Origin of the sequence: Geomonas terrae (genome assembly GCF_004791675.1) — a bacterium.
In the GTDB taxonomy this organism is placed as follows: Bacteria; Desulfobacterota; Desulfuromonadia; order Geobacterales; family Geobacteraceae; genus Geomonas; species Geomonas edaphica.
On record NZ_SRSC01000001.1, the window covers coordinates 1,475,569 to 1,501,085 of the forward strand.

Annotated in this window: 13 protein-coding genes and 3 riboswitches; of the genes, 11 read left to right on the forward strand and 2 right to left on the reverse strand. The window is 65.7% G+C overall.

Annotated features, from left to right (window positions below):
- The first annotated feature begins 259 nt into the window (after positions 1-259).
- A complete protein-coding gene (locus E4633_RS06265; RefSeq protein WP_135869368.1) occupies positions 260-658 on the forward strand; it encodes a hypothetical protein in 399 nt (132 codons plus the stop codon).
- Between the two features lie 225 nt (positions 659-883).
- Positions 884-2,140: a glycerate kinase type-2 family protein gene (locus tag E4633_RS06270; RefSeq protein ID WP_135869369.1), complete on the forward strand. Its 1,257-nt coding sequence runs from the start codon at positions 884-886 to the stop codon at positions 2,138-2,140.
- A gap of 4 nt (positions 2,141-2,144) precedes the next feature.
- Here the strand turns inward: E4633_RS06270 and E4633_RS06275 are convergent, their stop codons facing one another.
- Both E4633_RS06275 and E4633_RS06280 read right to left on the reverse strand, forming a co-directional pair.
- Positions 2,145-2,474, reverse strand: a complete 330-nt coding sequence (locus tag E4633_RS06275) for a hypothetical protein (protein WP_135869370.1) — start codon at positions 2,472-2,474, stop codon at positions 2,145-2,147.
- 125 nt (positions 2,475-2,599) lie between these two features.
- Positions 2,600-2,842, reverse strand: a complete 243-nt coding sequence (locus E4633_RS06280; protein ID WP_129124663.1) for a hypothetical protein — start codon at positions 2,840-2,842, stop codon at positions 2,600-2,602.
- A gap of 329 nt (positions 2,843-3,171) precedes the next feature.
- Here E4633_RS06280 and E4633_RS06285 point away from each other — a divergent pair, with 329 nt between their 5' ends.
- The 9 genes from E4633_RS06285 (at position 3,172) to E4633_RS06320 (ending at position 25,515) form a co-directional block, all read left to right on the forward strand.
- Entirely contained in the window at positions 3,172-3,459 is a 288-nt protein-coding gene (locus E4633_RS06285; RefSeq protein ID WP_135869371.1) for a hypothetical protein, read from the forward strand.
- 107 nt (positions 3,460-3,566) lie between these two features.
- Positions 3,567-3,643: riboswitch (cyclic di-GMP riboswitch) on the forward strand.
- A gap of 117 nt (positions 3,644-3,760) precedes the next feature.
- A complete protein-coding gene (locus E4633_RS06290) occupies positions 3,761-4,180 on the forward strand; it encodes a bacteriohemerythrin (protein ID WP_162604944.1) in 420 nt (139 codons plus the stop codon).
- A 142-nt stretch (positions 4,181-4,322) separates the two neighbouring features.
- A riboswitch (cyclic di-GMP riboswitch) is annotated at positions 4,323-4,401 on the forward strand.
- A gap of 126 nt (positions 4,402-4,527) precedes the next feature.
- Positions 4,528-4,605: riboswitch (cyclic di-GMP riboswitch) on the forward strand.
- Positions 4,606-4,721: 116 nt separating this feature from the next.
- Positions 4,722-4,883 (forward strand): hypothetical protein, encoded by a 162-nt coding sequence (locus tag E4633_RS20530; protein ID WP_198419389.1) that lies wholly within the window; start codon positions 4,722-4,724, stop codon positions 4,881-4,883.
- A gap of 149 nt (positions 4,884-5,032) precedes the next feature.
- Complete coding sequence (locus tag E4633_RS06295; RefSeq protein ID WP_135869373.1) at positions 5,033-13,663, forward strand: SdrD B-like domain-containing protein; 8,631 nt, start codon at positions 5,033-5,035, stop codon at positions 13,661-13,663.
- A gap of 65 nt (positions 13,664-13,728) precedes the next feature.
- Positions 13,729-18,858 carry an OmpA family protein gene (locus E4633_RS06300; protein ID WP_135869374.1) on the forward strand — a complete coding sequence of 1,710 codons (5,130 nt, stop codon included), beginning with the start codon at positions 13,729-13,731 and terminating at the stop codon, positions 18,856-18,858.
- A 29-nt stretch (positions 18,859-18,887) separates the two neighbouring features.
- Positions 18,888-19,658: a hypothetical protein gene (locus E4633_RS20730; protein ID WP_246037929.1), complete on the forward strand. Its 771-nt coding sequence runs from the start codon at positions 18,888-18,890 to the stop codon at positions 19,656-19,658.
- 3 nt (positions 19,659-19,661) lie between these two features.
- Positions 19,662-21,563 (forward strand): tetratricopeptide repeat protein, encoded by a 1,902-nt coding sequence (locus E4633_RS06310; protein WP_135869375.1) that lies wholly within the window; start codon positions 19,662-19,664, stop codon positions 21,561-21,563.
- Complete coding sequence (locus E4633_RS06315; RefSeq protein ID WP_135869376.1) at positions 21,560-24,775, forward strand: tetratricopeptide repeat protein; 3,216 nt, start codon at positions 21,560-21,562, stop codon at positions 24,773-24,775. Before E4633_RS06310 ends, E4633_RS06315 begins: the two co-directional genes overlap by 4 nt.
- A complete protein-coding gene (locus tag E4633_RS06320) occupies positions 24,772-25,515 on the forward strand; it encodes a tetratricopeptide repeat protein (protein ID WP_135869377.1) in 744 nt (247 codons plus the stop codon). Before E4633_RS06315 ends, E4633_RS06320 begins: the two co-directional genes overlap by 4 nt.
- Positions 25,516-25,517 lie beyond the last annotated feature (2 nt).

A 25,517-nucleotide genomic window follows, 5' to 3' on the forward strand; every position in this document is an offset into this window, starting at 1 on the left:
ATGCGGCAAAGCGGGGAGGGGTGACTTCTTTATTCAGAAGATAAAACCGACAGCGCTGCAACACTTTATCTCGAACTGCAGGCGCCATCGCGTAACTGGGACAGGGCGGAATAAGCGGCGATTCCTACGTGCCTCGGCAGGCGGGGGCGAGTAGAGTTCAGCTTTTGCTGCTGCCGATGCAGGCGCCGGTTGCATTTAACTGTTTTTATGCAAGGATTCTAATGCTGTGGCGAATGCCCTTTAAGACAGGAGGAGAGCCATGAGTCGTTCCATTATGAGTTGGATCTACCCGGCGGGATGTTTCTCCTTACCGGAGATCAAGGAGAACCGCTGCCCTCTGTGCGGTAACTTCCGGGCCGACTGCACCTGTACCGATTGCCCGCATCCCGTTCTGGTCGACGGCAAAGAGGGGATATGCGGCGTGCACGGCTGTCTCGAACACCTGCTGGACCGCGAACTGGCCGCGAGGATCGAGACGCTCGAGGGGCAACTTGCCGGGCTCAGGGAAGAGGCGAAAAGGAGGGCGCGGACCACTCCCCCCTGCCCGGTCTGCGGCGAGGTGCAGGTGCTGGAGATTTACGACGACGGGCCGTGCTCCTGCCACGGTCACTTCTACGCCGGCGAGAAGTACGGCTGGATCAGGAAGGAGAGTTACTGACGCGGGCGCTCCCTTTTGTGCATGGCCTGCCGTAGCCGCGGCAGGCCTTCTCTGTGCCCCAGCACTCTGCCCCCGCATCCCATACCACCCACCCCGCACCCGGTCCACCGTCCACAAGCAGAGACTGCCGGTTGTCTGGCGGCAGCGCGCCCCGGCAGCGCGTTAGCAGTTGCACAGCGCTCCCAGCTGTTGTATCTATGCTCAATCCGACCCTAGGAGGAGACGATGGAGCCGCGTCAACTGCTTGAGAAGATGTTCCAAGCCGCCGTCCGTTCCGCCCTGCCGGAGCATTGCCTGAAGGCCCATCTCCCCGAGCTCCCCCGCGGGAGAGTGGTCGTGATCGGTGCCGGCAAGGCTTCCGCCGCCATGGCGCGCGCCTTCGAGGAGGCCTGGACCGGCGAGATCTCCGCCGGACTCGTGGTCACGCGCTACGGCTACGAGGTCCCCTGCCGCCGCATCGATATCGTGAGCGCCGCACACCCGGTTCCGGACGAGGCCGGCCGGCACGCCGCAAGGCGCATGCTCGAACTCGTCGACGGCCTTACCCCCGACGACCTCGTTGTCTGCCTCATCTCCGGCGGCGGCTCCGCGCTCCTGCCGCTCCCCATCCCGGGCGTGACGCTCGAGGAGAAACAGGAGTTGAGCCGCGCCCTGCTCGCCTGCGGCGCAAGCATCTCCGAGATCAACTGCGTCCGGCGTCACCTCTCCGCCATCAAGGGGGGACGGCTCGCCGCCGCCTGTCATCCGGCCCGTGTCGTCACCCTTGCCATCTCCGACGTGCCCGGCGACGGCCCGACCGACATCGCCTCCGGCCCCACCGTTGCCGATCCGACCACCTGCGCCGATGCGCTCGCCGTCATCGACCGTTACGGCATCAAGCTGCCTGACCACCTACGTCAATGCCTGGGCTCCGGCGAATCGGTGAAGCCGGGGGACCCGCGCCTTGCGCGCGCGGAATTCCGGCTCGTCGCCACGCCGCAGGGCGCCTTGGAAGCGGCAGCGGAAACGGCGCGCCGGGAGGGGGTCGCCGCGTACATCCTAAGCGACAGGATAGAGGGGGAGGCGCGCGAGGTCGGCAAGGTCATGGCCGGGCTTGCCCTGCAGGTCGCGCGTCGCGCCGAACCTTTTCAAGCCCCCTGCGTGCTCCTCTCCGGAGGCGAAACAACGGTGACGGTGAAGGGTAAAGGGCGCGGCGGGCGCAACGTGGAGTTCCTGCTCGCCCTGGCGGTGGCACTTGATGGCGCGAAAGGGATCTACGCCCTCGCCGGTGACACCGATGGTGTGGACGGGCAGGAGGAGGTCGCGGGGGGAATCGTGACGCCGGAACTGCTTAAAAGGGCATGGGATTTGGGGATCAACCCGAGGGCGCGCCTGGACGACAACGACGGACACGGTTTCTTCGAGGCTCTGGGGGAAAGTCTGGTCACCGGCCCCACCCTCACCAACGTGAACGACTTCAGGGCGATACTGGTGACAGGGTAGCAGGTCAGCGCTGCGGTTCGGTCATCATCTTTTTCATCACGAGAACGAGGAAGGCGACCGCGGCGATGAGGGCCATGTCCTCGAGGGAGTTCCATGGCTTGAAGGTGAGTGCGGAATGGCTGTAGTAGTCGGAGAAGTAGCGGGCAAGGCCGGACAGCAGGGAAACGAGGACGGCGCCGCGTGCGCCGTTAAGCCAGGAAACCATGGCGACCGGTCCGAGGTAGAAAAGAAGCAGCGAGTAGTCCCCCGTCACGTAATCGACGTAGCCAAGGACGATCACCAGCAGATACCCGCAGGTCACCAGCCCATCCCAGCTGTAAGCGACTTTGCGCATCAGCCCCCCGTTGTTACGATTGCACTCCCACCCGAGCGGGCTCAGGTTTACGGCACAGCATCAACTGAAAAAGCCGCCCGATGGTCATCCAAGGGGCGGCTTTAACGTTACAGGTTAAGACCTGATTACTTCGCAGCCGGAGCAGCTTCAGCAGCCGGAGCTTTCTCGTCTTTCTTCTCAGCTTTCTTTGCTTTCTTTGCTTTCTTAGCAGCTTTCTTCTTGGCAACTTTCTTAGCCGGAGCTTTTTCTTCTTTCTTAGCTTCCGGAGCGGCCGGAGCAGCAGCCGGAGCAGCGTCAGCAGCGAAAACAACACCAGCGAAAGCAACAGCAACGAGAGCAGCGACTACGGAGGAAACGATCTTTTTCATTGTGGATCTCCTAAAGTTTGTTTGGTTTGAACTTCTGTCTTCCCTTATAGCATTCCCCGTGCCAAGTTTTTCGGCTGTGATGCAAGTTGCAGAAATTGCGGCAGTTGATCTCGTCCAGGGCGAGATGGGGGCGCGCGTAGCGGTGCCGGGAGCGTCGGATTATACCTCAAATGAGGTATGGAATCTCCCAAATGAGTCAGTCGCTCCCTGCCCGGGCTGTGCCGTGGCGGCAGCCCGGAGGGCACCGGCAGGGGGCACGTTTGACTTGAGGCTGCAAGGTGCTATCAATAAGGCGTTTGTCAGTCAAAAGAACTCAAGGAGGTAACAGGATGAAACTCATAGCACACAAAAACGTTGTCTTAACCCTGCGCGTTGCAGCATTCGCCCTCGTTTTTGCCGGTGGTTATCTGTGCGGTTCGGTCACCGAGCACAGGGCCGACGCGCAGATGGGCGACCTCGGTTCGGAACTGCTGCAAAAGGCCGCCGGCAGTGGCGGCGTGATCGGCAGCGTCGCGCAACTGGGTACCACCATTTCCGACATGGAGAAGAACGTGAGCGGTCTGCAGAAGAACATCGACACCCTGAAAAAGGTGAAGGCGGTGTTGGGGGGCAAATAGCAGCGGCGCGCCTCCCTGTTCGCCGGACGTGTCGACATATGCAGGAAATCTCATTGACATGCTTTTCGACGTGCGATATGTTTTCGCTCGTAATACCAGAGAAGGATAGACGACAATACTAAACCATCCGCGAGGATGGGACGGAAAGCCTACAGGGTCTCACCGAGACAGCCGGGTCGCCGAAATATCACTTAAGATATCGAGGCCCCGGCTTTTTTGCGTTCATGGGGCGTGCGAAACGTATCAGAGCATACAGCGTTAACATTCCGGTGACTGGCATGACGCCATGTGCGGAGGGCTTATGTTTAACACGAAATGGACCCCGGATCTGGAGACCGGCATCGATGACGTCGACCAGTGTCACCGGTACATCGTCCGGATGATAAACGACGCGTACGACGGCTTCGTGGTCGGCATCAACCCTGAGAGTTACATCCTCGATGAGATCCTCGTCTGCATGTCGCAGTGCTTCGACTACGAGCTGATGCTGATGATGGAGACCTGTTATCCCAATTTTCTCGCACACCGGGACGAGCACGAGCTTTTCAGGCAGAGGATGATAGACGTGCACAGCCGCCGCAACAAAGAGGGGAACCTGACCATCGACCTGCTGGTCATCCTGGACCACTGGGTCAACCGCCATATAAGGGAGTGCGACGCGAAACTCGGGGCGTATGTTGGGGAGCTCTCGGCGCCGGAAGGGATGTGCCGTACGGCGTGAAACGGGGAGATGGGCGCTGCTGGCGGTGCTGCGCAGGCAATCGAGGGGATGGTGAAAAAGTAAAGGCGTGTAAAAAAAATGTTGCAATCGATAAAGTCATCTGCTAAAAGGTGACCCGTCGTTACAAAGCATTAAGTAAAGTTCTCCGAACGGGCAAAACCAGAGTGATCTGGTGACGCAAAGCCACGGGTCCTGACATAAAGGATAGCCGGGTTGCCGAAGAGATGAGTATCCATCTTGGCATCCGGGCATATACCGATACAAGGGGCGCTCTCATCTTTTGGCAGATGAGAGCGCCCTTTTTTTATTCCGGCGGCCGATTGCGGCCGTCGAAAAAGTGAATACGTTCTCCGAACGGGCAAAACCAGAGTGATCTGGTGACGCAAAGCCACGGGTCCTGACATTAGGATAGCCGGGTTGCCGAAGAGATGAGTTACCATCTTGGCATCCGGGCATATACCGATACAAGGGGCGCTCTCATCTTTTGGCGGATGAGAGCGCCCTTTTTTATTGCCCACAATCAAAACCTGCGAGGCATGCAATGAAAGAGATGACGATACGGACCCTCGATCCTGAGTGGAAGAAGAAGCTCACCGAGTGCATGAAGGAGATAGGTCTTCTCTCCGCGCCGCACCTGCAGGTCACGGTGAACATCGCCGACTACCGCGTCTGCGACGCGGTGCGAAACGAGCGGATGAAGTAACAACGGCCTGCGGGCCGCCGTAAAATCGAACAGCGGTAAGTCTCATCCCTACGGGGCAAGTGAAACCCGCGTCAACAGCCGAAGCACCGGCTGTGGCGCGGGTTTTTTATTTTTACGTGTGTGGTGCAATTTCTTCGTCGAGGGCTGAAGTGAGAAATCTTATCCGGATAAAGCTGACGGTATCGATGGTCGCAGGGCTGCTGCTTCGGACTTCCTCCCGTCTCCGCCTGACTCTAACCGCGCTCCTGCTCTTTGCCGCACTCGGCACGGGTTCGACCGCGTTCGCCGCGGGGATCTTCTGCTCCCAGTTCGGCGGCGTGGTCGACGGCAACAACCCCGCCACCCTGGCGGCGGTGCGCAGTGCCTCCACTTTCGGGATCGACACGAACTGCACCATCAAGAACTTCCCCGATTCCATCGGCGGCTTCCCGATCACCAACATAAACTTCAACTTCCCGCAGCAGCAGTCCTACTACATCGCCTTCCTGGACGTCTTCTACTACGGCAACATGTCGTGCAACGACCCGACCCAGTCCGATTTCTGGATCTACTGGGCGCCGGGCGGGTACAACAACATAAGCCCCTCCTGCCAGGCCTTCATGGTGCCGGTGGACGCGGTCTCCAAGAAGAACCCGCCGGCGCAGACCACCGCCGCGGTGGGCGCCCCCTTTACCTACACCATCAGCGTGCCGCTCCTCGGGAAACTCGACGCCTCCGGCACCTTCCAGTACATCTCCAACGCCGACGACGCGACGGTCACCAACGTGGTCATCCCGGACGACCTCACCGCGACCGGGGCAGCGCTCAGCTACGTGACCAACACCGCGTATCTCGTGAACCCGTCGACCGGCGCCAGGACCCCGTTAAACGGCGGCGCGCCCCTTGCCCTTGGTGCCAGCGCCTCCTGGCTTTCCAACCACCCCGGCATCCTCTCCGACGGCACTAAGCACCTGGTCTTCTCCTACGAGAACAACGCGGCCCTCGCCTCGCTTCCGGCGGGGTACAACCTGGAGATCCAGGTCACCGTCGTCCTCGACAACGCCCCCGCGAGCGTGAACCTCGCCGGGACCCAGTTCTCCAACACCGCGAAGATGTGGTTCAACAAGCCGATCAACACGACGAGCATGGTCGACCTCCAGGCCTGGCCCGGCACTACACCGCCGATGACCGTGGTGGAGCCGTTGCTCACCCTCGAGAAGACCGGCTCGGCCGCCACGGTGAACATGGACTCGCAGGTGCAATACACCCTGAACGTGCAGAACACCGGCGGCGGGGACGCCTGGAACGCGACCGTCACCGACCGCATCCCGGCGGGCATGGCGGGGGCGTCCCCCGTGGGCACCCTATCCGCCCGGATCTACGCCTCCGACGGGATCACCCCGGTTACCGCACCGCTTGTAAGCGGCACCGACTACACCCTCACCTGGAGCGGCGGAAGCGGCACACCGGGGCTTCTCACCCTCACCCTGCTCGACACGGTGAAGATCGCCCCCACCCAGCGCCTCATCATCAACTACCAGGCCCAAGTCGACTCCACCGGCGTCGCCTCGGGGGCTAGCTTCACCAACATCGCGGGTGCGACCAGGTGGTACAGCGCGGGTAGCGGCTTCGCCGGGCGCCGCGAGTACGACCGCGCCATCACCGACGGCACCCCCGGCACCCTTGACTTCCAGGACGCCTACACGGTGACCGCGGCGCTTGCCGGCTACTACTTCCAGAAGACGGTGCGCGACGCAACCACCGGGACCAACCCGGCCGCCGCCGCCTTCCCGGGCGATCGGCTGCACTACACGCTTCTTCTGCAGAACTTCACCTGGCCTCCGCTCACCAACGTGAGCATAAGTGACGTCCTCCCCGTCGGGCTCGGCTCCATCGCCAACGTAACCGTCACCCCGGCCGGAGGGAGCACGAGGGTCCTCCAGCCCACCGGCACCTCCCAGGGCGCGATCACCGTGACCGGGCTCACCCTCCCCGGCGGGACCACCACCAACGCGCAGCTCATGATCGAGTTCGACGCCACGGTGGACGCGGCGCTTCAAAACGGCGCCGTCCTTTCCAACCAGGCGAGCGTCACCGGCATCGACAACAGCACCGTCCCGGCGACCAGGTGGGCGGGGGTGTCCGACGACCCATACGTGAACGGCACCGTGCTCCTTGGTTCCGGGGGCGACCCGACACGGGTGACGGTCCAGGCGCCGGGGGCGCTCTCCAAGGCGAACCCCGCCCAGGCCACTGCCACCATCGGCCAGCAGTTCAGCTACCTCGTGAAGGTCCCCGCCGTTCCGGCCGAGGTGCCGCTTTACGACGTGAGGATCCTCGACAACCTGGGGCTCTCCGCCGCCGGGATGAGCTTCGTGAACGCCGAGGTGATCTCGGGAGGCGCCTGGAACCTCACCAACACGGGAACGGCCGGCAACGTCATCCTCCAGGACCTCGCCACCGGGGTGGACATACCGGCAGGGGGACAGGTGGTGGTCCAGGTGACCGTCGCGCTGCAAAACGCCGCCGCCAACAAAAACGGGCTCGACTTCGCGAACACCGCGTCTTACACCTACAACAAGATTAACGGCGACAGCCTGAGCCAGGCGGCGGGAGGGGCCGCGACCACGGCCGCCATGACCGTCGTCGAACCGCATCTCACCGCGACGAAGGCGGCGGCCTACGCCTCCCCGGCCGGGAAGGACGCCTCGGCGCCCGCGGTGCCGGGGGACGTTGTACGCTACACGGTCACCGTCAAGAACGACGGCACCTCCCGTGCCTACGACGCCGACGTGATGGACTTCCTCCCCGCAAACCTCTCGCTCGTCCCCGGCTCCGCCTCGGCCCAGATCGACGGCGCCACCGTGAGCGGCTTCGTGACGACCCCCGCGGCCCGCGCAGGAGGTGAGGTGGTATGGGGGGCGCAAAACGGCGACGCGAGCCTCGACATCCCCGCCGGCGGCACCCTGGTCATAAGCTACCTGGCCACCGTGCTCGCGACCGACGGCGCCCCCATCGTGAACCGCGTCTACGCCGACTGGACCTCCCTCTCCGGCGCCGTCGCGGGAGAGCGCACCGGCGCCGGGTGTCCGAACGTCACCGCGCCCAACAACTACTGCACCGGCCCGGTCACCACAGAGCTCGCCTCGTTCGACCCCACCACCCTCGTAAAGAGCGTCGTCTCCGACTCCTGGATCGGTGCGGGCGCGAGCGCCACCGACGCGACCCTGCGCGTGGGGGACACCGTGGTCTACAACCTTGCGCTTAACCTGCGCGAGGGGGTGACCGGAAACGTGGTGCTCACCGACCTGCTCCCGCCGGGGCTCGCCTTCGATTCCCTGGTGAGCGTCGCCCCCGCCTCGGGGGGGAACTTCAGCTACACGCTCATCTCCCAGCCCGCGCCGGGTACCACCGGGAGCGTCACCTGGAACCTGGGTAACGTGACCAACGTGGCCGACAACAACGCGGCCAACAACACCCTGACCATCCAGTACCGCGCGCGCGTCCTGAAGAACACGCTGGCGCAGTCCCCGACGGCGCAGCAGCTCGTGAACGGGGCGACCCTCTCCTACGCCGTCAACGGCGTCGCCGCGACACCGAGGAAATCGGAGGCGACCCTTAACCTCTGGCAGCCGCTTTTGAGCGTCACGAAGAGCGCCGCGACGGCAAGCGGCGGCACGGTGATCGCCGCCGGAGAAAACGTCGCCTATACGGTCAAGCTGGTGAACGCCGGCACCGCGCCCGCCTACAACGCGGTGCTTGCCGACACGCTCCCCCTGGGTCTGCGCCAGGGGGGTGTCAGCACGACTTCGGTGACGCTTGTCGACAGCGCCACGGGTGTGGTGAGCGCTACGCTCCCGATCCTCCCCCCGAGCTACAGCCAGGCCACCGGCGTCGCGACCTGGAACTTCGACGTCGCGGGCTCCGCCTCGCTCTACGCCATTCCGGCCGGCAAGACGCTGCAGGTGGTCTACACCCTGAAGGCCGACGCGGGGCTCGGCGCAGGGGTGACCCTCAACAACCAGGCGCAGGCCACCACCTACTATTCCTTCGACAGCCAGGATGTCCCGGCGGGAAGCGTCGTCGACCAGCGCCAGGCCTACCCGGCCACTCCCCCGGCCACGGTGCAGCTCACAACGGCGGCGGCGACCGCCCTCGGCAAGAGCGCACTCGTCGACAAGACGGCCATCGGCCAGCCCTTCACCTACCGGATCACCGTCCCCGCCGTGCCGCAGCCGACCGCCATGTACGACGTGCGCGTCCTGGATGAGCTCGGTTCCGCGGCGACCGGCGTCGATCTCCGCTTCGTAAGCGTGCAGCGGATCTCCGGCCCCGCCTTCACCCCGGTGAACACGGGGAGCGCCACGAGCCTCGTCATCGAGGATGCCGCCGCAGGGATCGACATCCCCGCCGGTCAGCAGGCGGTCCTCGACGTCACCCTCGTGCTCACCAATGCGGCGATGAACGCGCCGGGCAAACAGTTCCAGAACACGGCGAGCTACACCTACAACGGGGTGAACGCCACCCCGGCGACCAGGGCCAACGGCGCCCCGGGTGCCAGCGGCGCGGTGACCATCGTCGCCCCCGCACTCACGCTGCAAAAAAGCGGGCCCGCCACCATCAACGCGCTCGCCCCGGGTCTTTTCACCCTGGATATAAAGAATACGGGCGCGAGCACGGCCTGGCAGGCCGTCATCTCCGACCTCCTCCCCAACGTCACCACCCCGGCACCGGGGAGCATGTGCGGCTCGGCCCCCACGAACGTGACCGCGCGCATCTACCAGGCGGACGGGGTCACCCCGGTCTCGGGGACACTTACGAACGGCACCGACTTCACGGTGAGCTTCGCGCCCGCGCCCGCCTGCACCATGACCGTCACCATGAAGTCGGCCCAGGCGGCGCTCGCGCCGAACCAGCGCCTGATCGTCACCTACGCCGCAGCACTCGACCCGTACACCGCGGGTGGCATCACCCTCACCAACGTCGCGGGGGCCGCGAGCTGGCAGAGCGCCGACCCCGCGGTCACCGCACCGGGGAACATCCAGACCTTGACCGGAGCGCTCACCAACGGCACCCCCGGGGTCGTCGACACCCAGGATGCCTTCACCGTGACCACCCAGGCGCCGCTTTTAACCTTCACGAAGACGGTGGCGAACGCGACCACCGGCGGGACGGGCGCCACCGCGAAGCCGGGCGACATACTTAAATACACGCTGACCGTGAAGAACGTCGGCGCGCTGGGATCGGCGAACTTCACCCTGACCGACGAGCTCGACAGGCTGAACCAGAGCGCCATGTTCGCGCCGGGGAGCCTGAAGCTCCTCACCGTCCCGGCCGGCGCGACAACCTCCGCGACCTCTGCGACCGGCGGCCTCAAGGGAACCGGCGTGGTGAGCATCGGCAACCTGAACATAGCACCGCAGGGGGAGGCGGGAGACACGGTGGTGGTTGAGTTCCAGGCGACCCTCGCACCGGTCCTCGACAACGGCTCGCTCGTCGCGAACCAGGCGCAGATCGCCTCGCCGCTTCTTCCTGCGCAGCTGAGCGACGACCCGTCCCTTTCTGGCAGCACCGATCCGACCCGGACCGTGATCGCCTCCGCCCCCTCCTTCACCTTCCAGAAGACGGTGCGGGACGTGACCTCCGGGACCGGCATCGTGAAGGCGGGCGACACCCTTACCTACACCCTCACGCTGAAAAACGACGGCACCGAGAACGCGACCGGGGTGACGCTGCGCGACCAGGTCCCGGCGAACACCACCTATCTCCCGAACTCCACCACGTTGAACGGCAAGGCGGTGGCCGATCCCGCCGCCGGGGTGAGCCCGCTGCAGGGGGGCATTACGGTCAACTCCCCGGCGAACCTCACCCCGGGTGCGATGCCCGCGGCAGCCGGAACGGCGACCAACGTCGCCACCGTCACCTTCCAGGTGCAGGTGAACAAGAGCGTCGTCGCGGGAACCCTCATCTCGAACCAGGGTGTGGTGGACGGAACCGGCGCCGCGAGCGGTGCCTTCAAAGAGGAGGTCTCCGACGACCCGGCGACCCCGGCCGTGGACGACCCGACCACCGTGGTGGTGGGGAGCCTGCCGCTCGTCTACGCACTGAAGACGGTGCGGCTTGCAACGGACGGCAACGGTAACGGCCTCCTCGATCCGGGTGACGAGCTGCAGTACACCATCAGCATGACCAACTCCGGCGGCGTCGACGCGACCGGGGTGGTCTTAACCGATGCGATCCCCGCCAACACGACTTACGTTGCGGGTTCCACGCGGCTGAACGGCCAGACACTGGCGGATCCCCCCGCCGGCCGTTCACCGCTTACCGACGGCGTCGGTGTCTACTCCGCGGGGCTCTCCGTGTCCTCCTCCCCCGGTGGCACCCTCGCGGCTGGAGGCACCGGCGTCGTCACCTTCAAAGTCCTGGTCGATCCCGGCGTCGTATCCGGGACCGTGATCAGCAACCAGGGAAATGTCGCTTCCGCGCAGCTCCCCGCGGTGAAGACGGACGCCGACGGCAATCCGGGCAACGGCTACCAGCCGACCGTGATCGTGGTGGGGAACGTGCAGCGGCTTACGCTCACCAAGTCGGTCGCGGTGGTGGGTGGGGGCGCCGCCCTTGCCGGAAGCGTCCTCGAATACACCATCCGTGCCGTGAACGTCGGGCTCGTCCTGGCGACCGCCGTGGTCTTAAGTGACGACCTGACGCAGCTCTCCGGGAAAGGAAGCTACGTGGCGGGGAGTGCGCTCATGAACGGCTCCGTCAACGGGGTGAGCTTCACCGCCCCGGTCCTCCTCGCCGACTACGGTACCGCCTACGGGGCGCTCGCTCCCGGCGCCGCCGTCGTGCTTCGCTTCCAGGTGAAACTGAACGCGACCGTCGCAAGCGGAAGCGTCGTCGCCAACACCGCCCAGGCCTCCTGGGACACCCCGTCCCAACTGGCCAACGCGGGGACCTCGGTCACCGTCGGCGGGACGCCCGGAAGCGCCACCCTCGCCGGCACGATCTGGCAGGACGCAAACCACGACAAGACGATGAACGGCGGCGAGACCCCCGCTGCCGGCTGGTCCGTCGACCTCTACCAGGACGGCCGCGTGGTCGGGACGGTGCAAAGCGCCGCCGACGGCTCCTACCGCTTCAGCGGCGTGACCCCCAACCCGGGAGGGGTCCCCGCCTATGAACTGCGCTTCACCGCGCCCGGTGCCACCGCTTCCACGGCCATGCTCGGCTGGTGCAACTCCCCCTTCACGAACGCGATGCAGCGCATCTCGGCCATCGTGGCGGACGGCGGCACGCTCATAGGCGGGCTCGACCTCCCGCTCACCCCCAACGGCGTGGTCTACAACTCCGTCGTGCGCACACCGGTTACGGGCGCGACGCTCGTCATGGTGGAGGCGAAGGGGATGACCGCCGTCTCGAGCGCCTGCTTCAACGATCCCGCCCAGCAGGGGCAGGTCACCACGGCGGGCGGCTTCTACAAGTTCGACCTGAACTTCTCCGATCCCTCCTGCCCCTCCGGCGGCGAATACCTGATCCGGGTGACCCCGCCCGCCTCCGGGTACATGACCGGCGAGTCGCGGCTCGTTCCTCCCGCCTCGGGCGAGGCCACTATCACCTTCTCGGTCCCTGCCTGCCCGGGGAGCGGCCTGGATGCGGTTTCGACGCCCCCCGGCTACTGCGAGGCTCAGGCCTCCGAGCTCGCGCCGGGTGTCACGGTGCTCCCGGGGCCGGCAACCGCCTACTACCTGCGCCTCACCCTGAACAACCAGCAGCCCGGTTACGGCCAGATCTACAACAACCACATCGCCGTCGACCCGACCCTCGACACCGCCATCTCCATCAAGAAGAGCGTGTCGGTAACCAACGTGACGCGCGGCCAGCTGGTCCCCTACACCATCACCCTGAACAACACGCTCGGCGCGGCGCTCAGGGACCTGAGTGTCGTGGACACCTTCCCGCTCGGCTTCAAATACGTCGCTGGATCGGCACGCCTGGACGGCGTGAAGAAGGAACCCGCGCTCAACGCGCGGCAGATGGTCTGGACCGTGGGCGAGCTCGCGACGAAATCGAGCCACAGCATCACCTTCCTCATGATCGTCGGCTCCGGCGTCTCGGAAGGGGAGTACGTGAACCGGGCCCAGGTGCTCAGCACGGTCACCGACAGCGTCGCCTCGCTGGTCGATTCCGCCACGGTGCGCGTCGTCCCGGATGCCGACCTCGACTGCACCGACGTCATCGGCAAGGTCTTCGACGACGGTAACGGCAACGGCTACCAGGACGAGGGGGAGAAGGGGCTTGCCGGCGTGCGTGTCGTGACGGCGCGGGGGCTCATCGCCGGCACCGACCAGTTCGGGCGCTTCCACATCACCTGTGCCGTCGTCCCGGACGAGGAGCGCGGCAGCAACTTCATCCTGAAACTCGACGAACGCACCCTCCCCACCGGCTACCGGGTCACCACGGAGAACCCGCAGGTGGAGCGCGCGACCCGCGGCAAGATGCTCCGCTTCAACTTCGGCGCCGCCATCCACCGGGTCATCTCCATGGACGTTGCAGACGGCGCCTTCGAGCCGGGCAAGACCGAGCTGCGTCGGCAGTGGCGGCCGCGCATCGAGCTCCTCATGAAGGAGCTCGAGAAGTCCCCGGCCGTCCTGCGCCTCTCCTACCTGGCCGAGATCGAGAAGGATTCGCTGGTGCAGGGTCGCCTGAAGGCGCTCAAGAAGGAGATCACGGAACGCTGGGGTGACGGCTATCCCCTCACCGTGGAAACCGAGATCTTCTGGCGCCGGGGGGCTCCGCCGTGATGCCTGCCGACTGGAAGAGAAGTGAACAAGGCAACCCGACCCTTTGGACCGGATGGATGGGAGAAATGGTGAAGCAAAGTATCGCCCTTACATGCTTGTTCCTGGTTTGCATGGCAGGCTCCGCCGCCGCGCAAGAGACCGTTGCGACCGCCGCGACCAAGGCGCCGACTCCGGCCGCGTCCGCCCCGGCGGGTGCCGCTCCCGGCGTCCGCGAGGCGGCCGGCCCCGGCGAGACCACCGAGGGACACCTCCCGAAGGACGTGAGCTATACGCCGTGGCTCCTCGACCCCGCCGTCTTCGGTGAGGACCAGGGGGACCGCACCGAGAAGCGCCAGGTTCCCGAGAAGGATGTGAAGACGGTCAAGGTGGCGAACCTCGTCCCGCCGATCCACTTCCGCACCGGCGACGCGGAGATCACCAGGGAATACCTCGACCTTTTGCGCGGCGTGCTGGAGAAGATGCGCGGGCGCCAGAACGTCCGGCTCCACTTCGTGGGACATGCGGACAGCCAGCGGCTGAGCCCCACCCTCCAGGGGAAATTCACCGACAACACCGGGCTCTCCCGCGAGCGCGCCGGGACCACGGCCGAATACTGCCAGCGCGCCCTGGGGCTTCCCCCCGAGGCGATCTCCTACGAGGGGCTCGGGGATACCCGTCCGGTCGCCTCGAACCTGACCGAAGAGGGGCGGGCCCAGAACCGCCGCGTCGAGGTGGAGGTCTGGTACGACGAGATCGGCGAGAAGATGGTGGAGAAGGAGGTCATCGTTCCCGCCACGGTGAACCGCGTCAAGGTCTGCCGCACCGAAACGGTCTGCAAGATGCGCTACAAGGAGGGGCTTGCGCACCGGGTGAGGCTCAAGCACCTCGTGGCCCCGATGCACTACGATGCGGCGCTCGTCACCGTCCCGGAGGAGTTTCTAAGGCAGGTGCGCCAGGCGCTCGACAACCTGAAGGACAAGCAAGACGTCGCGGTCCGCTTCACCGCCTACAGCGACACGGCACCCTTGGAGGCGCGCGACGAGCGCATCTACGGCGACCAGATCGGCCTCTCGCGGGCGGTGGCGCGGCGCGTCGCCCTCGCGGTCCAGGACACCCTGAAGGAAAAGAAGACGGTCTTCGAGAGCGACGGCAAGGGGAGCGTGCAGCCGGTCGCCACCAACGACACCCAGCAGGGGAGGGGGCTGAACCGGCGCGTCGAGGTCGAGTTCCTGCACGACGACCCCCTGCAGGAACTCCCCGACGAGCCCCAACTCTGTCCCGAGGACGCAGGAAGCGAGACGGTGACGCGGGTCTACGATCCCCCCTCCGGCCCGGTCGCCCCGATCCTCTTTGCGGACGGCAACCCCGTCCTCCCGGCGGGTTACACCGAGCGCCTGACCGAACTGATGGCGCAGATCCGCGAGCGGGCCAACGTACGGCTTCGTTTCACCGGCTACATCGAAAACGAGCGGCTCGACCGGCGTAACGCCGCCATCTACGGCGACGACGTCGGCTGGGCCACGGCGCGCGCCCGCCGCAGCATGCTCGCGGTGAGCGAGAAGATGGGGCTCCCCCCGGCAAGGGCGGAGTTCGAGGGGCGCGGCTACGTCCAGTCCGACGACGTGGTCGCCACCGGCTTCACCGGTACCGGCGCCTCCCGCGTCGAGGTGCAGGTGATCTACGACGAGAAGGTCCCCGTGAACGACTACGAGGGGGTGGACATCCTGCGCATGACCCGCGAGGTGAACACCGTCGATCCCCTTGCCTTGAACCTCATGCGCATCTCGGTGGACGGAAAACCGGTCGACGATCTGAACAAGAGCGTCCCCGACCTGCAGCGCTGCACCGACCTGGCGCTTGACCGCGCCGAGATCCAGTTCCGCTACGACGACCTGAAGGCGGAGCCGAGGCTGAACGTCACCGCCTGGCCGCGCAGCATCGCCTACCGGGAAGAGGGTGTGGACGGCGACGGGGACCTGGTCCGCTTCCGCCTCTACACGAACTACCACAGCTTCATCAAGCGGGGCGAGGTGCGCATCTTCGACGCGGCCGTCTCGGAGCGCGACCTGCCGCTCGCCGTGGTTCCCCTGGACGGCGAAGGGGTGGGGGAGTGGCGCGCATCGTTTGAAACCCTTGCCGCACCGGTGAGGGAACTGAAGTACCTGGTCCGGGTCTACGACGCCGAGGGGAACTTCGACGAGACGGTCCCCCAGCCGCTCTGGGTGATCGACCATGCCGACCCCGCCGCCGCGAAGGCGGACCCGGAGCGCGAGCTTCTGGCCGGATACGGGGGAAGCCGCATCGCGGCTAAGAACATCCCGGTCGCCGGCGGCAGCGTCCTCGCCCACGGCAGCGCGATTCCTACGGGGCACCGCGTCTGGCTTGCCGGCTACCCGGCACCGGTGGACGCCAAGGGGCGCTTCATCGCCGAGGAGATCCTTCCCAAGGGGACGCACACTGTCGAGGTGGCGGTGCTCGACCAGGCGGGGAACGGCCAACTCTACCTGCGCGACCTCGCCATGAAGAAAAACGACTGGTTCACCGTGGGGATCGCCGACCTGACCCTCTCCGCCAACAAGACGAGCGGCCCTGCCGAGCTCCTCGCGCCGGACCGGCCGCAGTACGGCCGCACCCTCGACGCCGAGGGGCGCCTCGCCTTCTACACCAAGGGGAGCTTCGGCGACGGTTGGGGGCTCACCGCCAGCGCCGACACCCGCGAGGGTCCGCTGAACGAGATCTTCTCCAACTTCCTGGAGAAGTCCCCCGAGGCGCTTTTCCGGCGCATGGACCAGGACTACCACTTCCCGACCTACGGCGACGACGGCACGGTGACCGAGGACGCGCCGACCAGCGGCAAGTTCTACGCGAAGCTCGCCAAAAACCAGAACTACGGTCTGTGGGGGAACTTCAGGGTCGGCTACACCGACAACGACTTAGCCCACGTGGACCGCGGCCTCTACGGCGGAAACCTCCATTACCAGCTCCCGGGCGTGACCGGCTTCGGCGAGAAGCGCTTCGTGGTGGACGGCTTTGCCGCCGAGCCGGGGACCATGGCGGGACGCGACGAGTTCCGCGGCACCGGGGGATCGCTCTACTACCTGCGCCGCCAGGACGTCCTGCAGGGCTCGGAGCGGGTGCGTGTTGAGGTGAGGGACAAGGACAGCGGCATCGTCCTCGCGACCAAGGACCTGACCGCGGTGCAGGACTACGACGTCGACTACCTGCAGGGACGCCTGGTGCTCACCCAGCCCCTCGAGTCGACCGCCTCGGACAACCTCCTCGTCCATAGTGACGCCATCGGGGGTAACCCGGTCTACCTGGTCGCCCGCTACGAGTACACCCCGGGGGTGGCCGAGCTCGACTCCGTCACCTTCGGCGGACACGCCCACTACTGGTTCGGGGACTACGTGAAGCTCGGCGTCACCGGCAGCAAGGGAGACGACGGCGACGCCGGGGAGAGCCTCGTCGGTGCGGACCTCACCCTGCGCAAGTCCGCCGCCACCTGGCTGAAACTCGAGACCGGGCGCAGCAAGGGGACCGGGCTCTTCACTTCCACCTCGCAGGACGGCGGCTTCAAGTACGGCACGGTGCAGACGCCGGATGATGCGGCGGTCAGCGCGGGTGCCTACCGGGTGGATGCGAGCCTGGGGCTTGCCGACCTCGGCAAGGATTGGCGCGGGCGGATCACCCTGTACAGCCAGCTCCTCGAGGCGGGTTACTCCGCTCCCGGCCAGGTCGCGGACAGGGAGACGCTCCAGGTCGGCGGAAGCGCCGAGATCCCGGTGAACGACCGCGTGAAGCTCACCTTCAAGGGAGACCGTCGCGAGGTGGACCAGGGGCTGCAGACCACGGCCGCCGAGGCGGACGCCCAGTACCAGGTGGACGAGCACTGGACCGCCTCGGTCGGCGGGCGCGTCGATCACCGGAGGGACGAGTCACTCGTGGTTCCTCTCACCCAGGAAACCGGCACCCGCACTGACCTCGTCGGAAAGGTCGCCTACGACTCGAAGACTAGGTGGATGGGTTACCTCTTCACTCAGCAGTCGGTGCAGACCTCGGGGAACCGCGAAGACAACGCCCGGACCGGCGCGGGGGGCACCTACCGGGTGACCGACCGCTTCAAGGTGAACGGCGAGCTCTCCGCCGGCGACCAGGGCGCTGCCGGGCGCTTCGGCGCCGAGTACCTCTACAGCGACCGGACCACCCTCTACATGAATTACGCCCTCGAGAATGAGAGGAGCGACAACGGCGTGCAGGCGAGAAAAGGGACCATGACCTCCGGGTTCCGCTCCCGCTACTCCGACACGACGAGCGTCTACGGCGAGGAGCGCTACACCCACGGCGACGCCCCCAGCGGTCTTCTGCACTCCTACGGCGTCGACCTCACCCCCACCGACCGCCTGAACCTGGGCGCCAAGGGTGAAGTCGGGACGCTCACCGACAACCTGACCGGCGCGGAGCTGAAAAGGACCGCGGTCGGTGTGAACGCGGGCTACGGTTTCGACAAGGTGAAGCTCGCAAGCGCCGTGGAATACCGGGAGGACGACGCCCAGCAGACCGATTTGAGCCGCGAGAAGCGCACCACCTGGCTTTTCAAGAACAGCCTGAAGTACCAGATGACCCCGGACTGGCGCCTGATCGGCAAGTTCAACTACTCGAAGAGCACGAGCTCCGAGGGGGACTTGCGCGACGGTGGATACACCGAGGCGGTGGTCGGCTACGCCTATCGTCCGGTCATGAACGACCGGTTAAACGCCCTCGTCAAGTACACCTATTTCTACAACATGCCGTCGGCGGACCAGATCACCGGCACGACGACGGGGGCGAGCTTCATGCAGCGCAGCCACATCGCCTCCATCGACGCCATGTACGACCTGACCCCGCGCTGGACCGTGGGGGGCAAGTACGCGTACCGGCTCGGGCAGGTGAGCATGGACCGGGTGAACCCGGAGTACTTCGACAGCCGTGCGCACCTCGTGGTGGGGCGGGTTGACTGGCGCTTCCTGCACAAGTGGGATGCCCTCGTCGAGGGGAGGTGGCTCGACCTCCCCGACGCCCAGGACAGCCGCACCGGCGTGCTCCTCGGGGTCTATCGGCACCTCGGTAACCATTTCAAGATCGGCGCCGGCTACAACTTCAGCGATTTCTCCGACGATCTGACCGACCTGAGCTACCGGCGCCAGGGGGTGTTCGTCAACATGGTGGGGATGATCTAGATATGGAAAACCAAGGAGAGGTGGGGCGTATGGGGAAATTACTTAAGGCAGTCATCGCAGGGATCGCGCTCTTTTTGATGACCGGCGCGGCGTTCGGGCTGGAAGCGGCCCCGGTGCAGACGGAAACGGAGGCTTCACGGCAGGCGACTGGTGCGGAGGAGACGGCCTGCGTCGACGGCGCGGACTGCCGTTTCGCGGAAGCGTCGGCAGCGGCTGACGCGGCGGAACCGGCGGATGCCGTTGACGCGGCGGAGCTGGCCGAAGCGGTGCAAGCGACCAAACCGGTCGAAGCGTCGGCAGGGGCGGCAGCGGCGAAGCCGGAGGCAGTGGCCAAACCGGAGACGGCGGCGGCCCGGCAGACTGCGGAGCAGGTGAAGGGGCTTGACGAGCAGGTCCAGGAGATCAAGGCGGACGTCCTCTCCATCGCGGCGCAGTTGAGCCGTCTCGAGGAGAAGCTCCTGTACCCCTCCGACACCCAGGTCGCCCTCTTCGTCTCGCTCGCGGGCGAGGAGAAGTTCCGCCTCGACTCGGTCTCCGTGGAGCTCGACGGTAAGGAGGTCGCGCATCACCTCTATACCTACAACGAGATCGAGGCGCTCAGAAAGGGTGGCGTGCAACGCATCCACGTCGGCAACGCGATGACCGGAGAACACCCGCTGCACGTCACCGTCACCGGCAAGACCGAGGGTGGAACCGATTTCCGCAAGGATGAGAGCTTCAAGGTAGCCAAGGGGGTAGGGCCGAAACTCGTCGGCGTCGTCCTTTCCGGCAGCAAGAGCATCACCGTCAAGGACTGGTAAGCCATGTTAAGGCCCCTTCTCATACTGCTCTGCCTTTTGATGGCGACGCAGGCCCCGGCCGCCGAGAGATCCGGCGGGGGCGGTCCCGCAGCCTCCTCCCCGACGGACGTCTACTTCGGCGAGGCGCTCTACCACGCCTACCAGGGGGAGTGGTTCGAGGCGGTGGTGCGGCTCGACACGGAGCTCGGCCAGCACCGTCGACTCGACGAGCCCGTACTCGACCCGCTCTACCCGTACGTGGGTCAGGCTGAGTTCAACGTCGGCGACTTCGAGCTCGGTTACCGCATGCACCTGCGCGCCGGGCGCTCCATCAAGGCGGTGATCGACGGGAAGGTCGACGAGCCGCAGCGCAACGCCGCAATCTACCGGCTCGCGCGGCTTTACTTCCGCAAGGACCAGCCCCAGGAGGCCCTGAAGGCCCTGGAGCGCATCAGCGGGAAGCTCCCCGGGACGCTCAGCGTCGACGTCGAGTTCCTGCGCGCGCAGCTCCTCATGGCCCTCGGCCGCTTCGAGGAGGCCTCGGTCGTGCTGAAGGAGATCCGGGACGAGAAAGGTGTGGAAGGATTCGCCGGCTACAACCTGGGGGTGTCGCTCATGCAGCAGGGCAAAGTGCAGGACGGACGCGCATACCTGGAGCGCACCGGGCAGATGCCGGGAACCGCCGCCGAGATCACGGCCATCAGGGACAAGGCGAACCTCGTTTTAGGGTACCGGCTTCTGGACGACAACGCGGCAGACCAGGCGAAGCTCGCCCTCGACCGTGTGCGCCTCTCCGGCCCCTTCTCGAACCGGGCCCTGCTCGGTTCCGGCTGGGCTGACGCGAACCAGGGGAGCTTCGAACGCGCCCTCGTTCCCTGGAGCATCCTCGCCGGACGGGAGGTGACCGACCCCGCGGTGCAGGAGGCGATGCTCGCGCTTCCCTTCGCCTACGGCAAGCTCAAGGCCTACGGCAAAGCTGCACTCCTGTACGGCAGCGCCCTGGAGTCCTTCGGCAAGGAGATCGAGAAGCTTTCCGGCTCCATCGCGTCGGTGAAGGAGGGGAGGCTTCTGAAGGCGCTGGAGCAAGAGGAACTGAAGCAGGACGCCGAGTGGGTGGTGAAGTTGCGCAACCTCCCCAAGGCGCCCGAGACCTACTACCTTATGGACCTGATGGCCTCGCATGACTTTCAGGAGGCGCTGAAAAACTACCTCGACCTCAGGGACCTCGCGCAGAAGCTCGCCACATGGGAGGGGGACCTGAACGCCTTCGAGGAGATGATCGGGCTGCGTCGCGCCTACTACGAGCCGCTGCTCCCAGGGGTCGACGCCTCCTTCAAGGAGCTTGACTCACAGATACGTCTGCGCAGCGAGCAGCGCGACCGCATCGGAAAAAGGCTCCACGCCATGCTGACCTCGCCGCGCCCCGAGCACCTCGCCACCGCGGAAGAGCGCCTCGCCAAGGAGGAGCTCGCGCGCCTGGAGAAATCGATCACCGCCGGCGCCCCCGGTGAGGAGGAAATCGCCCGGCGCATCGCCCGTCTGAAGGGTGTCATCGCCTGGAACATCGCCACCGGCTACCACCAGCGCCTGACCGATACCTTCGACGACCTCGACCGCCTGAACGAGGAGATGCGGCGCATGAAAGAGGAATACGACTCCTTCGTCCGCACGAGACAGGCGGCGACGCAGAGCTACCAGGGTTACGACGAGGCAATTCGCGCCCGCCGCGCCGAGATCGCTGCGGCACGGGAAAAGGTGGCGGCTCTCATGCCGCGCCAGGGAAAGGTGCTCGAGGCCATGGCGGTGGATGAGCTGTCGAAGCGCCGGACGCGCCTCGAAGGTTTCCAGGTCACCGCGCGCTTCGCCATCGCGGACAGCTACGACCGGGCCAACAAGGCCCAGGCACAGAAGAAGGTGGGAGAATGAAACGGACCCGATTCCTGCTCATGGCGCTTTTCGCGCTCCTCGCCGCGTGCCAGTCCGGCGGCGGCAGGGAGACCATCGCGCAGCTTAAAGACGTGAAGGTCGAGATCAAGGAAGTGCCGATCGAAGGCGGCCTCGAGAAGGCGATGGAAGGGTACCAGCACTTCCTCGACGAGACGCCGGAGTCGTCGCTCACCCCGGCCGCGATCCGTCGTCTGGCCGACCTGAAGATCGAGAAGGAATACGGCTATGTCGCCGCCACCCCCCGTGTGCCGGGGGGCGAGGCGGTGCTTCCCGCTCCGGAGCGCGCCGAGGTCGCGTCGTCTGCTGCCGCGGCTGTCCCGAGCCGCGCGCCGGGCGAGTCCGATGCCGATTTCGAGAAGAGGACCCTGAAGGCGAAAGAGGGGCATGACGGAGAGGAGCGGGCCGGGGCACGCGAGGCGATCGCCCTTTACCGCAAGCTCCTGGACAAGTACCCGCACTACCAGGGTAACGACCAGGTGCTCTACCAGATGTCGCGCGCCTACGAGGAGCTGGGCGAGACCGAGGAGGCGATGGCGGTCATGCAGCGCATGGTCAAGGATTATCCCGGATCGCGCTACATGAACGAGGTCCAGTTCCGCCGCGCCGAGTACTTCTTCACGCACCGCCAGTACATCGAGGCGGAAGGGGTGTACAAGGGGCTCGTCGAAGCCGGGCCTGATACCTCCTACTACGAGCTCGCCCTCTACAAACTCGGCTGGACCTTCTACAAGCAGGAGCTTTACGAGGAAGGTCTCGACCGCTTCATCGCACTCCTGGACCACAAGGTGGCGGCCGGGTACGACTTCGCCGCCACCGGTGACGACCTGGAGCGAAAGCGGGTGGACGACACCTTCCGGGTCATCAGCCAGAGCTTCTCCTACCTGCACGGCGCGGCTTCCGCCGTCGAGTACTTCGAGAAGAACGGCAAGCGCGGCTACGAGGACCGCGTCTACTCGAACTTGGGCGAGTTCTACTACGAGAAGCGCCGCTACAGCGACGCCGCGGCGGCCTACAACGCCTTCGTGAGCCGCAACCCGTTCCACCGCGCCTCGCCGCAGTTCAGCATGCGCGTGATCGAGATCCACATCGCCGGCGGCTTCCCGACCCTCGTCATCGAGGCGAAGAAGGAGTTCGCGAGGAACTACGGCCTCAAGTCCGAGTACTGGAAGCACTTCGAACCCGCCTCCCGTCCCGAGGTGCTCGGTTTCCTGAAGACCAACTTCACCGACCTCGCCCACCACTACCACGCCCTGTACCAGGCCCCGGAGCACGTGAAGGAGAAGGAGGAGAACTTCAAGGAGGCGCTGCAGTGGTACGGCGAGTTCCTGGATTCCTTCCCGAAAGAGGCGGAGTCGGCGAGCATCAACTACCAGATGGCCGACCTCCTCATGGAGAACCGCTCCTTTGCGCGGGCGGCGAAAGAGTACGAGCGGACCGCCTACGATTACCCGCGCTACGAGAAGTCATCCGCCGCAGGCTACGCCGCCGTCTTCGCCTACCGCGAACAGCTGCGCGAGGCAAAGGCGGAGGAGAAGGACCCGGTGAAGCGCGAGGCGGTGCGAAGCTCGCTCAAGTTCGCCGAGACCTTCCCGGAACACGAGAAGGCGGCGGTCGTCATGGGAGCGGCGGCCGACGACCTCTACGAGCTGAAGGATTACGAACAGGGGCTCACCGTGGCCCGCAAGCTGATCGCGACCTTCCCCGCCGCTGACAAGGAGGTGCTCAAGTCGGCCTGGATCGTGGTCGGGCACTCCTGCTACGAGCTGAAGCGCTACCCGGAGGCGGAAGCGGGGTACGCGCAGGTGTTGGCCCTCATCCCGGAAGGGGATGCAAGCCGCACCGGGTTCACCGACAACCTGGCCGCCTCGATCTACAAGCAGGGGGAAGAGGCGAACGCCGCGGCCAATTACCGCGCCGCCGCCGATCACTTCCTGCGCGTCGGCCGGGTCGCCGCAGGCTCGAAGATCCGGGTGAATGCCGAGTACGACGCGAGCGTCGCGCTGATCCAGCTCAAGGCGTGGAAGGAGGCGACCGCCGTGCTTGCCTCCTTCCGCGAGCTCTTCCCCGGTCACGAGCTGCAGCCCGAGGTAACGAGGAAGCTCGCCTTTGTCTACCGCGAGGACGGCCGCCTGTCCGAGGCCGCCGGAGAGTACGAGCGGGTGGAGAGCGAGTTCAAGGACGAGGAGGTGAGGCGCGAAGCCCTCATGCTGGCGGCCGAGCTGCACCAGCAAAGCGGCAACAAAAAACAGGCCCTCGCCGTGTACCGCCGCTACGTCGGTTACTTCCCCGAGCCGGTGGAGGTGAACCTCGAGATGCGCGACAAGATCTGCTCCTTCGTGAAGGACGAGGACCGTGCCGCCTATCTGAACGAGCTGAAGGAGATCATCGCCATAGACGCCGCCGCCGGGGCCAAGCGCACCCCGCGCACCCGTTACCTTGCGGGCAAGGGCGCCCTGGTGTTCGCCGAAGGGGACTACGAGCGCTTCGCCGAGGTCAAACTGGTGCAGCCGTTCGAGGAGAAGCTGCGGCGGAAAAAAGAGCTCATGAAGGTCGCCATGCAGTCCTTCGGCAAGCTCCCCGAGTACGAGGTGGGCGAGGTAACCGCCGCCGCCACCTTCTATCTCGCCGAAATCTACGGCGAGTTCAGCAAGTCGCTCACCGGCTCCGAGCGCCCAAGCGACCTGAACCCCCAGGAGCTGCAGGAGTACGAAATGGCCCTGGAAGAGCAGGCCTTCCCCTTCGAGGAAAAGGCGATCTCGGTGCACGAGAAGAACATGGAGCTCATCTCCGTCGGCATCTACAACGACTGGGTCGACAAGAGCCTCGGGCGGCTCGCGAAGCTCCTCCCCGCGCGCTACGACAAGCCGGAGGCCGCGACCGACATCGTCGCCTCGCTGGACAGCTTCGGCTACGAGATAGCGACCCCGGTGGCGGCGCCGGTTGCAGCGGCACCTCCCCCGGTCGTGAGCGATGCCGTGGCGCAGCCGGGCGAAGGGACGCCCGCGCCACAGGCGGAAAAGTCGGAGAAGGTAGAAGGCGCTCCGGCCGAGGCAGACGCGGCGGCCAAGGCACCCGCTCCTGAGGAGAAACCGGCGCCGGAGGCTGCGGCACCCGCTCCGGCCAAAAAGAAAACGACCAGTACCTCCAAGGGTAAAAAAGCGAAACGTCGTGCGAAAGGAGAGAAGAAATGAAGCGACAGCCTGAAACGTGTTCACGCCTAGCGAGCAACACCGGCCACCTCCTTCTGGCCGCAGCCCTTCTGGCCCTTGCCGGTTGCGCGACGGGAGGGGGCGTGAAGAACGCGGGAGTGGAGAAGCCCGCGGTCGCGGCCGCCTCCACCGCCCCGGCGCCGGCGGCCGCACCGGCGACTCCGTCGGTGCTTCACCTCTCCGGTGAGAAAACCGGCTTCGTCATCACCGAGCCCGCGCCGGTTGGCTCCGAGGCGCGCCGCGATTTTGAGAAGGGGACCGCCCTCTTCAAGGAAGGGGAATACCAGAAGAGCGCAGAGCTCTTGGAAAAGGTGATCGCCGCGGCCCCCTCGCTCACCGCCCCGCGCATCAACGCGGCCAAGGCGTACGCTGCCTTGAAAAAGCCCGAACTGGCCGAGCCGCATCTGAAGGCGGCGCTCGTGGCCGTTACCGGCCATCCGGCTGCGAGCAACGAGTACGCCCTCCAACTGCGCAAGGCTGGGCGTTTCGCCGAGGCCCGGGAGGTCTACGAAAAATCGCTCGTCCTGTTCCCCGAGTACCACCCGGTTGAGCGCAACCTTGCCATTCTCTGCGACCTGTACCTGAAGGACCTCGCCTGCGCCCAGGCCCATTACGAGGCCTACAGCAAGGCGATCCCCGAGGACAAGAAGGTGAAACTCTGGATCGCCGACCTGCAGGGGCGCACCGGTCACTTAGCGATGCACAAGGAGGCAGGGCCGTAGCC

Excerpts from the sequence above, each read along its gene's own strand:
- E4633_RS06265 (WP_135869368.1), top strand. The coding sequence starts at position 260 with ATGAGTCGTTCCATTATGAGTTGGATCTACCCGGCGGGATGTTTCTCC.
- E4633_RS06270 (WP_135869369.1), top strand. The coding sequence starts at position 884 with ATGGAGCCGCGTCAACTGCTTGAGAAGATGTTCCAAGCCGCCGTCCGT.
- E4633_RS06275 (WP_135869370.1), bottom strand. The coding sequence starts at position 2,474 with ATGCGCAAAGTCGCTTACAGCTGGGATGGGCTGGTGACCTGCGGGTAT.
- E4633_RS06280 (WP_129124663.1), bottom strand. The coding sequence starts at position 2,842 with ATGAAAAAGATCGTTTCCTCCGTAGTCGCTGCTCTCGTTGCTGTTGCT.
- E4633_RS06285 (WP_135869371.1), top strand. The coding sequence starts at position 3,172 with ATGAAACTCATAGCACACAAAAACGTTGTCTTAACCCTGCGCGTTGCA.
- E4633_RS06290 (WP_162604944.1), top strand. The coding sequence starts at position 3,761 with ATGTTTAACACGAAATGGACCCCGGATCTGGAGACCGGCATCGATGAC.
- E4633_RS20530 (WP_198419389.1), top strand. The coding sequence starts at position 4,722 with ATGAAAGAGATGACGATACGGACCCTCGATCCTGAGTGGAAGAAGAAG.
- E4633_RS06300 (WP_135869374.1), top strand. The coding sequence starts at position 13,729 with ATGGTGAAGCAAAGTATCGCCCTTACATGCTTGTTCCTGGTTTGCATG.
- E4633_RS20730 (WP_246037929.1), top strand. The coding sequence starts at position 18,888 with ATGGGGAAATTACTTAAGGCAGTCATCGCAGGGATCGCGCTCTTTTTG.
- E4633_RS06310 (WP_135869375.1), top strand. The coding sequence starts at position 19,662 with ATGTTAAGGCCCCTTCTCATACTGCTCTGCCTTTTGATGGCGACGCAG.
- E4633_RS06315 (WP_135869376.1), top strand. The coding sequence starts at position 21,560 with ATGAAACGGACCCGATTCCTGCTCATGGCGCTTTTCGCGCTCCTCGCC.
- E4633_RS06320 (WP_135869377.1), top strand. The coding sequence starts at position 24,772 with ATGAAGCGACAGCCTGAAACGTGTTCACGCCTAGCGAGCAACACCGGC.